The sequence below is a fragment of the Photobacterium sp. SP02 genome, from assembly GCF_038519165.1.
GTDB lineage: Bacteria > Pseudomonadota > Gammaproteobacteria > Enterobacterales > Vibrionaceae > Photobacterium > Photobacterium halotolerans.
Window position 1 is genome coordinate 77,838 of sequence record NZ_JASJOJ010000016.1, and the last position, 8,787, is coordinate 86,624.

The window sequence follows — 8,787 nt, forward strand, 5'->3', positions numbered from 1 at the left end:
AGGCCGCTGTGATCAGCGGCCTCTGCATTGCAATTTTAGGTCCACATCGGGCTGAGTCCCTGCCACATGGCCGCCATGCCGGCAAAAGTACAAAGCACCAGCAAGGCATACCTGACCCATTCAGTTTTAATTAAATGCTGAACTTTATACGCAAACAAGGTGGTCAGTATCGGCGCGGGCAGCACGATCAGTGCATATTTCAGGTGCCACAGACTAAAATGGTCCGTTGCCGAAAGGGCAATCAGCGATAAAACACAGCTGAAGACAAAATACACGGCCAGATTCGCCCTTAATTTTCCGGCTTCCGCGTGCTGCAACACCAAAGCCATAGGCGGGCCACCAATACTGGTTGTCGTCCCCATCAGGCCCGACGTAAAACCAGCCACAAACAAGGCTTTAGGGGTGGGCTTGAAGCGGACCTTAGATAAACTGATCAGAACCGCCAGTAACACACCCACGCCCAGCACCAGGGCCAGATGCTCAGCACTGATGTATACCAAAATCCAGCCGGCAACTATGGTGCCAGGCACGCGCCCCACAAACGCCGCGCTCATTCCGGTAAAGGAAATCATTCGCCGGTACTGCCACATATTAATCAGCGCCAGTACCAGGCCAACAAATGTCACCACACCCGGCACAAAACGTGGTTCATAAAAATACACAATCGGCGCCGCCACAATAGCCATGCCAAAGCCAACGGTACTTTGCACAAAACAACCAGCCGATAAGGCCAGCGCACAGTAAATCAGCGTGCTTGTCTCCATTATTTCTCCAATTGGGCGTGAATAAGTATATTTCTTGGTGTGGTGGGTTTATCACAGAATGTGCCAACTAACACCTGATATCCGGCCTCTTCCATAAACAGCGCCCGGTCAAAAACCAGCCACATTTCAAGCGGTCGGCGAAAAGCCTGGCGAACCAGCTCCATACGCTCTACCTTTCGAAAGCGGACTTCTCCCAATCGCTGCCAGTACCAATAATCCATCTCTTGCGGCAGTTGTAATCCCTTTTGCGCTGCCGCCCACCGGCAAAAATCAGCAAACCCATGCTTCAAGAGGGCTTTTTGCACATTGGGGACAGGCAAATAAGCGTCATTGTTGGTCAGATGTTTCTGCAAAGCATCAAAGCCCAGGCGGTAGCTGACTTCGACAAATCGCTGCTGTTTCACCCGTTGTCCGGCTGTGACGGTTTCCTGCAGCGGCATTCTCAAATCATGCTTGGATAATCTCAGCTCACTCGCTTTTGCCGGTGCCGACAATGGCTGATAGGTGTCATGACGGATCAGGTGGTAGCAGCAAGGTGACACACTGACTGCCGCGGTGCGCTTTGCAACCACCCGCTCCAGCAGACTGACGTGCAGATCGCCGCAGGCATGTAAAGCCACCGCATGCTGATCCGGCCGGATCACACTGGCGCTTTCCGGTGCAAAGGCATCCGCCTGAACGAAAGTCATTGGCAACCCTAGCTGATTCGCAGCTAGCTGACCGTCTTGTGTCAAACTTTGTTGCCATTCAAGGCTGGTGACCCGGGTGTTGTGGCATGCTGCAAGCACTCGCCCTAAATACCCTTTGCCGGCACACCATTCCAACCAGGGAAGCTTATGCACAGGCAGTACCGCATTGAATGCCAGCACCTGCTGCCATTTCCGGCCCGGAATACCAACATCCAACCCACGGGGCAGATGCGGCGGCACCTCTGAGACTAAAGGGAGTGCAGGAATATCAGCCAACTGATGCATTTCAGGCAGAGCAGGGAGAAAAACGGCTAGTTCATCAATGAGCGCAGCAGTGTCTTCCAGTAAGCGGGCCACATCCAGATCGGACAGAGAGTCCAGCCAGTCCGACAGCCCTGGCATACTGTGCTGCCAGGGATATTCGTGGCAGGCGAAAGGCATAAACTGCCAGTATGCTCGTTCCTGAGTGAGCAAGGCATCCAACTGACAAAATGTGTCTGAATAAGCAGACATTGACGACCCTGATACGCTAATTAACTAAAGGGCCGCATTTTATCTCAGATCAGGTCGCAAAAGCAGTGAATAGTGAAGAGAGTACAAAAAAGCCGCAGAATGCGGCTTATTGGTTGCTGCAGGGCTTTAAAAACTCAGCGCACCGGCAGTTTAATACTGGCGAACATGGCTTCTATTTCATCATTACTCTTGAGTGCTAATGCCTGATCAACCACGTTCCGGGTCAGATGCGGGGCGAAGCGCTCCATGAAATCGTACATATAAGTACGCAGGAAGGTGCCTTTTTTAAAGCCAATGGTCGTCGTACTGGCTTCGAAAATGTGGCTGGCATCAATAGCAACCAGATCATGATCCGTCTCAGGATCAATCGCCATGCTCGCCATCACACCGACGCCAATTCCCAGACGCACATAGGTCTTGATCACATCGGCATCTGTCGCCGTAAACACAATCCGCGGTGTTAACCCGGAGCGGTTAAACGCATTATCCAGTTCAGAACGCCCGGTAAAACCAAATACGTAAGTCACCAAGGGATAAGCCGCCAGATCGTGAATCGTAATGTCTTTCTTCTGGGCCAAGGGATGATCCGAGCGCACCACAATTGAGCGATTCCAGTGATAGCACGGCAACATAATCATGTCCTGATATAAATGCAGTGCTTCAGTTGCAATGGCAAACACAGTCGTGCCCTTGGAAACCGCATCCGCTATCTGGGAAGGTGTTCCCTGATGCATGTGTAAAGAGACTTTCGGGTAGCGTTCAATAAAACCCTGAATCACTTTGGGTAGCGCATAACGCGCCTGGGTGTGTGTCGTCGCGATATGCAGTGTGCCCATTTCCGGATGCGTATACTCGCCGGCAACCGATTTAATGCTTTCTACTCGCGAAAGAATGTCACGAGCAATACGGACAATATTCTCACCTGCCGGCGTCACTTTGGTCAGGTGCTTACCGCTACGCTCGAAAATTTGAATGCCGAGCTCATCCTCAAGTAAACGTACCTGCTTGCTGATGCCCGGTTGAGAGGTATACAGATTTTCAGCCGTTGAGGACACATTGAGATTATGGTTTACCACCTCAACGATATAGCGTAATTGTTGTAGTTTCATTTTCCCGCCCCAAATATAGTCCGTTACATTCTAACAATACGACTATCTATTTCACTATGTTATATACAGTATCATAGTGTCTAAAATGCACATGTACAGCAACACAAGGGTTCTGACCATCATAATTTGACAACAGGTGGAAATCTATACGGGCCCGGCGTTAGCGACAGGGCACCAGCGACCTCCCCCAATGTAAAAATGTGCGCACTGCGAATGTGAGGCTATGAGCAAAATTCTACCCTATGCTATGACCTCATGATCAGATGGTGTATCTTATGGCTTCATTTGTCTGTGGATTATCTGATCGAGTTTTATGAGTATACCTTTAGTGGTCGGTCTTATCGGCCTGTTGTTAGTCCTGGTTGTGGGTTATAACGTTATCATTCAGTACCGGCAGCAGCTGGAAAGCCAGAAGCAGCAGGAATTGGCTAAGCACATTGCCATCATCGACTCCAGTGAAGATCTGATAGGTCATGCTCATCATTTGCCTTACAGCAAAGAATTACTGGTCTGTCTGAATCAACGCATCCTGTCAGCCCTGGAAAGCATGTTCGAGGTGGATCAAAAAGATCGCTCTATGCCCCAGCGTATTAACAACGTCCGGGAGCAGATTCATCAGCTGCAGCAAAATTACACCCCTAACGAAATGTCTGGCTTTAAAGTACCCACCACAGACCGTCAGGCTATTGCTATGCTGCAGCTGGTCAAACGCCTGAAACAGGTAGTTAAAAGCGAGCACAGCAAAGGCCGCCTGGGCACCCAGGCATTCGTTGCTGAGAATGCGCGTCTGGAAGGATTACAGCTGCGCATTAACATTGAAAACGTTGTTAAACGTGCCAACGATGCCCGCATGAAACGCCAGATTGGTACTGCCAAACAGCTGTTAAGAAAAGGCCTGGATGCGCTGGCGACCAAAAATCACAATTATGCCAATCAGGCCCGCGAAAAGTTGCAGGCCATGCTGGATGAAATTGACAGCTCGCAGAATCAGAGCAATGCCAAACAGCGTCAGGAAATGCTCGAAAAAGAGCAGGACGAACTGGATATCCTGTTCCAGCCGAAAAAGAAATGGTAATGACAGCACATTGCTAATCCAATCAGGCCGCTTAAAAGCGGCCTGATTCGTTTGGGCTGTACCTATCACTTAGTTAGCCGATATTGTGATTACGACGTGGTGATTACGATGTGGGGTTTACAACATGGTGTTCACTGAGCACTTTGGCCAGTGTAGAACGAGAAAGACGGCCACACACTTCTCCCTTCTCTCCCAGCACAGGCAAAGCGACGTCCGCCTCCAGAGTGACAGGCAGCACCTGCTCAAGCAGCTGATGACGCGAAATCGCAGGCACCGGCAGCAAAGCCGATTCATCTAACCGCCCGTCCGCAGCGTCAGTCATGGCCTTTTCAATACTGTGACGGGTCAGCACGCCCAGATACCGCTGCTGCTCATCCAGTACATAAACTTCGTTCAGGCTATGCTGCTCCATGTAGCGGTTCGCCTCAGATACCGAACATAACCCAACACAGTGCGCGCCCGGCGACATGACAGCCTCGACTTTCAGCACTCTGGACCGATTCACATCTTTAACAAAGGCTTCGACATAATCGTCAATGGGGTGCAGCAAAATATCCACAGGTCGGCCCTGCTGAATCAGCTCACCGTCGCGCAATATCGCGATCCGGTCACCCAGCCGCAATGCTTCGTCCAGATCATGAGTGATAAAAATAATGGTCTTGCCGAGTTTGGACTGCAGGGCCATCAACTGTTCTTGCATCTCGCTGCGAATCAGCGGATCCAGCGCCGAAAAGGCCTCATCCATCAGCAGAATATCAGCATCGGTGCAAAGCGCCCTCGCCAGTCCAACCCGCTGCTGCTGCCCGCCAGACAGGCTCGATGGATAGTGATCGCCATAGCCTGCCAGACCCACGGTCTCCAGCCAGTAGCCGGCTTTTTCCCGCCACTCACTGTTATCAGCACCTTGTATCTGCAGACCATAACCAATGTTCTGCAGCACAGTCCGGTGAGGCAGTAAGGCAAAACGCTGAAAGACCATTGCCATCCGCTGTCGCCGGAATGCCTGCAGCGCAGAAGCACTCAAAGCGGTGACATCCACCCCGTCAATTTCCACCTGACCGGCAGACGGCTCGATAAGACGATTAAAATGCCGGATCAAGGTCGACTTGCCTGAGCCGGACAAGCCCATCACGACAAATATCTCGCCCTGACATATCGACAGGTTAATCTTGTTCAGGCCAACCGTATGCCCGGTTTCTGCCAGGATGGCAGATTTCGATTTTCCGGCATGCACCTGTTTCAGTACCCGCTCGGATTGAGGGCCGAACACCTTATACAAATCGCGCACACGAATGAGCGGCGTGCCTGTGTCTGACGTGTGGATTGAATCAGTCATGTTTTTGCCCCGCAAGATGTTGCTGGGTGCGCCGGGCATAGCTTTGGGAGATACGATCAAAAATGATAGCCAGCGCCACTATGGCCAGCCCGTTGAGCAGACCCAGCGTAAAATACTGGTTGGTAATCGATTTAAGGACAGGCTGTCCCAAACCTTTTACGCCAATCATGGACGCAATCACCACCATGGCCAGCGCCATCATAATGGTCTGATTAATCCCCGCCATGATAGTCGGCATCGCCAGCGGCAACTGCACCCCGGTCAGCCGCTGCCAACTGCTCGCGCCATACGCCTCCGCCGCTTCGAGCACTTCTTTGTCCACCAGCCGAATACCCAGATTAGTCAGGCGGATCACAGGGGGGATCGCATAAATCACCACGGCAATCAGGCCCGGAATTTTACCTATGCCCAACAGCATCACGACCGGGATCAGATACACAAACGCCGGCATGGTTTGCATTACATCCAGCAGCGGGGTGATCACATTTTGCGCCCTGTCTGAACGGGCCATCAGAATCCCTACCGGTAAACCCAGCACGATCGCCAGCAGCGTGGATGCAATAATAATGCTCATGGTGCGCATAGTATCTTCCCACATACCGAAAAGACCAATGAACACAAAAGCAACGACTACGCCAACTACCAGCTTCCAGGAACGACTGGCATAAAAAGCCAGTCCGGCCAGTAGGGCAATCATCAGCCACCACGGCGTATTCAGCAGCAGCTTTTCAAAGCCAATCAGCAAAGAGAGCAGCGGGTCAAAAAAGGATTCAATACTGTCACCATACTCACGTGAAAACGCACGATAGGCGCCATCGAGGGTTTTACGAATCGCGAGCAGTTGATGACGATCGAGTTGGGGGAAATCGGTAATCCAGGAGAGTTCAGCCATATCGGGGTGCCGTAGATCGGTAAAATGAACAGACCCGGCAGCTACCGGGTCTGACTGGATCAGCGAGCCGCCAGGGCTTGCTTAATACGCTGTAACGCTGCCGGTGTTACCCACTGGCTCCACAGTGACTCATTATCCGCGAGAAAGTGCTCTGCAGCGATTTCACCGTCGGCCTGGTTTTCTTCCATCCAGGCCAGCATGCGGTTCATTTGCGGATTGGTAAAGGCGCGCTTTGATAAATAGGCCAGCGCGTCAGGTGCTCGTGCCGCAAAACGCTCAGTCACCACAGTATCAACCGGCGACGGCGGATACATGGTAGGTTTGGGGTCCAGACAGTCCGCCTGGGTAATACAAGCCTTATAATGCTCGGCATCTACCCCTGTGCCGAAGTCCACTTTCACCATCTCGTATTTGCCCAGAACCGCGGTGGGCGCCCAGTAGTAACCAAACCAAGGCTCCTGCCGCTCATAGGCTTTTGCAATGGATGCCGCCAGACCGGCGCCTGAACCGGGATCCACCAGCTCAAAACCTGAATCGCCCAATTTGAGCGCGTCAAACAAATGCTCAGAGGTGATCTGGCAGGTCCAGCCAGCAGGGCAGCCCATCATGGCGGATTTATCCGGATCTTCAGGATGCTTAAACAAGCTGGCATTGGCTTTCACCCCAGCCAGGGTTTTCAGGCTTGGCTCTTTGTCCACCATGTAGGCCGGCACCCAGAAGCCTTCTTCACCCCCGTCAGATAAGGTCACACCGGCATAGCGCAACCGACCTTCCTTAACACCTTTATCCAGTGCTTCGCGCATGGTATTGCTCCACATTTCAGGGGCAATATCCGGCTCACTTTTTTCAATCATGGATGTCGTGGTGGGAATGCTGTCGCCGGGGACAAGCTCGGCGTCACAGCCGTATCCTTGCTGTAAAATGAACTGATCCAGATGGGCGATAAAGGTCGCGGAATTCCAGTTCATGTCGGCAATGGTGACATGGCCGCACGCTTGTTCAGCCTGTGCATTCACGCTCAAAGGTAAAGTCACAGCGGCCAGCAACCAGGGGGCAATCCGGGGTAAGTGCATATAAAGTCCTTTTCTGATGTGTCTGGATGCCAATAACCGGCAGACCTCCTTCACCAGCCATCGACACATACTTTTTCAGTATAAGCACACCAAAATGGAATAACGATGATACAGCCCTCTTTTTTAAAGCTAAGTGGTTCATTTTTGTCTTAGTTTCTTACGATGAACCAATCTCTGTCATTCTCTGGTCGCTCAGAAAGAGCTTTGTTATAATCCGCCGGTTTTCTTTCTCCTGTTCAACTCAGCAATAAGACCCATCCATGACAGACACTCAGAGCATGATCAACGAGCTACTTCTTCCCGTCCGCCGGTTTCTGCATTGCGAAACCCCAGAGAGCTGGCTTGAGGAAGCACGCAAACCGGAAAACCTCAATGCCTTGCTGGTTGATCACTGTAACTGCGAGCTGAAAGCCAGCCAGACCGCTATTTTCCTGATCCGCAAATACGCCGTGGATGAGAAAAGCGGCCAGGCACTGCTTGACTGGGCCAAACCGTACGAAGATTTCGTCTATGGCAGGTCACGTCAAAAAGACGCCTTCCACGGCAAAATGAATGGCCTGAGTGCTGAACTGACGGCAAGGGCAGATTGCCCTTACGGCCAGGATCTGATTGATAAGATGGTTCGCCTGATCAAAGAAGAATTCCACCACTTTGAACAGGTACTTGAGATCATGGACAAGCGCGGTATCGCTTACTCAAACCTGAGTGCCGGCAACTATGCCCGCGGGCTGATGAAAGCCGTGCGTACTCATGAACCCGCCACCTTAATCGATAAACTGATTGTTGGCGCTTACATTGAAGCTCGCTCCTGCGAGCGTTTCGCCAGACTGGCACCGTTTCTTGATGATGAACTCAAGAAGTTTTACATCTCGTTGCTGCGCTCTGAAGCCCGTCATTATCAGGATTACCTGAAACTGGCCGAGCAAATTGCCGGCAAGGATATCAGTGACCGAATTCTGCACATTGGCCAGCGGGAAGCCGGACTCATCAACACCCCGGATCAAGATTTCCGCTTTCACAGCGGCATTCCGGCCACCGCTATGGTGAACTGAACACCACACGGCTGAAATCAATCCAGCCATTCGCCAGCAGTGATACCCCATTGAGATGACTTCGGACATTGAGCTGCTGGCGGTTTTGCCACAAGGGACGATAGATGCCGATATCCACCAGCCATTGTTCGATCTCCTGAAATTTGTCCAGCCGATAAGCTGACCAAAACCAAGGGCGGCTTCGCTAACGAAACCAGCTTGCTGAAGCTGCTCTATGCGGGGATGTTGAAGGCTTCCGAGAAGTGGACGCACCCGGTACAGAACTGGAATCTGACGTTATCCCA

9 protein-coding genes and 1 pseudogene are annotated in these 8,787 nt (G+C 51.8%); 3 read left to right on the forward strand and 7 right to left on the reverse strand.

The genetic code is table 11. The features are described from left to right. Positions 1–35: 35 nt before the first annotated feature. The 3 genes from P0Y67_RS09435 to cysB all read right to left on the reverse strand — a co-directional run bounded on the left by P0Y67_RS09435 (position 36) and on the right by cysB (position 3,075). On the reverse strand, positions 36–764 hold the full coding sequence (locus tag P0Y67_RS09435) for a sulfite exporter TauE/SafE family protein (protein ID WP_161459080.1): 729 nt from the start codon (positions 762–764) through the stop codon (positions 36–38). Further along, positions 764–1,966 carry a methyltransferase gene (locus P0Y67_RS09440; protein ID WP_342391675.1) on the reverse strand — a complete coding sequence of 401 codons (1,203 nt, stop codon included), beginning with the start codon at positions 1,964–1,966 and terminating at the stop codon, positions 764–766. The genes P0Y67_RS09435 and P0Y67_RS09440 overlap by 1 nt, the downstream gene beginning before the upstream one ends. A 134-nt stretch (positions 1,967–2,100) precedes the next feature. Further along, a complete protein-coding gene (cysB, locus tag P0Y67_RS09445; RefSeq protein ID WP_027253384.1) occupies positions 2,101–3,075 on the reverse strand; it encodes an HTH-type transcriptional regulator CysB in 975 nt (324 codons plus the stop codon). A gap of 313 nt (positions 3,076–3,388) precedes the next feature. Between cysB and P0Y67_RS09450 the strand changes: the two genes are divergently transcribed. Continuing rightward, positions 3,389–4,150, forward strand: coding sequence for a hypothetical protein (locus P0Y67_RS09450; RefSeq protein ID WP_027253385.1), 762 nt, complete (start codon positions 3,389–3,391; stop codon positions 4,148–4,150). A gap of 103 nt (positions 4,151–4,253) precedes the next feature. Here the strand turns inward: P0Y67_RS09450 and P0Y67_RS09455 are convergent, their stop codons facing one another. From P0Y67_RS09455 to P0Y67_RS09465, 3 genes are read right to left on the reverse strand one after another with little or no spacing between them, the layout of a single operon-like run. Then, a complete protein-coding gene (locus P0Y67_RS09455) occupies positions 4,254–5,486 on the reverse strand; it encodes a quaternary amine ABC transporter ATP-binding protein (protein WP_342391676.1) in 1,233 nt (410 codons plus the stop codon). Next, on the reverse strand, positions 5,479–6,378 hold the full coding sequence (locus P0Y67_RS09460) for an ABC transporter permease (RefSeq protein WP_342391677.1): 900 nt from the start codon (positions 6,376–6,378) through the stop codon (positions 5,479–5,481). The genes P0Y67_RS09455 and P0Y67_RS09460 overlap by 8 nt, the downstream gene beginning before the upstream one ends. Positions 6,379–6,437: 59 nt before the next feature. Continuing rightward, on the reverse strand, positions 6,438–7,451 hold the full coding sequence (locus P0Y67_RS09465) for an ABC transporter substrate-binding protein (protein WP_036759873.1): 1,014 nt from the start codon (positions 7,449–7,451) through the stop codon (positions 6,438–6,440). Positions 7,452–7,711: 260 nt separating this feature from the next. On the opposite strand from P0Y67_RS09465, the gene miaE reads away from it, so the two are divergent. Continuing rightward, a complete protein-coding gene (gene miaE, locus P0Y67_RS09470) occupies positions 7,712–8,503 on the forward strand; it encodes a tRNA isopentenyl-2-thiomethyl-A-37 hydroxylase MiaE (RefSeq protein WP_342391678.1) in 792 nt (263 codons plus the stop codon). On the opposite strand, the gene P0Y67_RS09475 is transcribed toward miaE, so the two are convergent. Continuing rightward, a complete protein-coding gene (locus P0Y67_RS09475) occupies positions 8,490–8,621 on the reverse strand; it encodes a hypothetical protein (protein ID WP_342391679.1) in 132 nt (43 codons plus the stop codon). The two genes, miaE and P0Y67_RS09475, sit on opposite strands and share 14 nt — an antisense overlap. A 38-nt stretch (positions 8,622–8,659) precedes the next feature. On the opposite strand from P0Y67_RS09475, the pseudogene P0Y67_RS09480 reads away from it, so the two are divergent. Next, a pseudogene (locus tag P0Y67_RS09480) lies at positions 8,660–8,787 on the forward strand (IS256 family transposase); the annotation flags it as partial.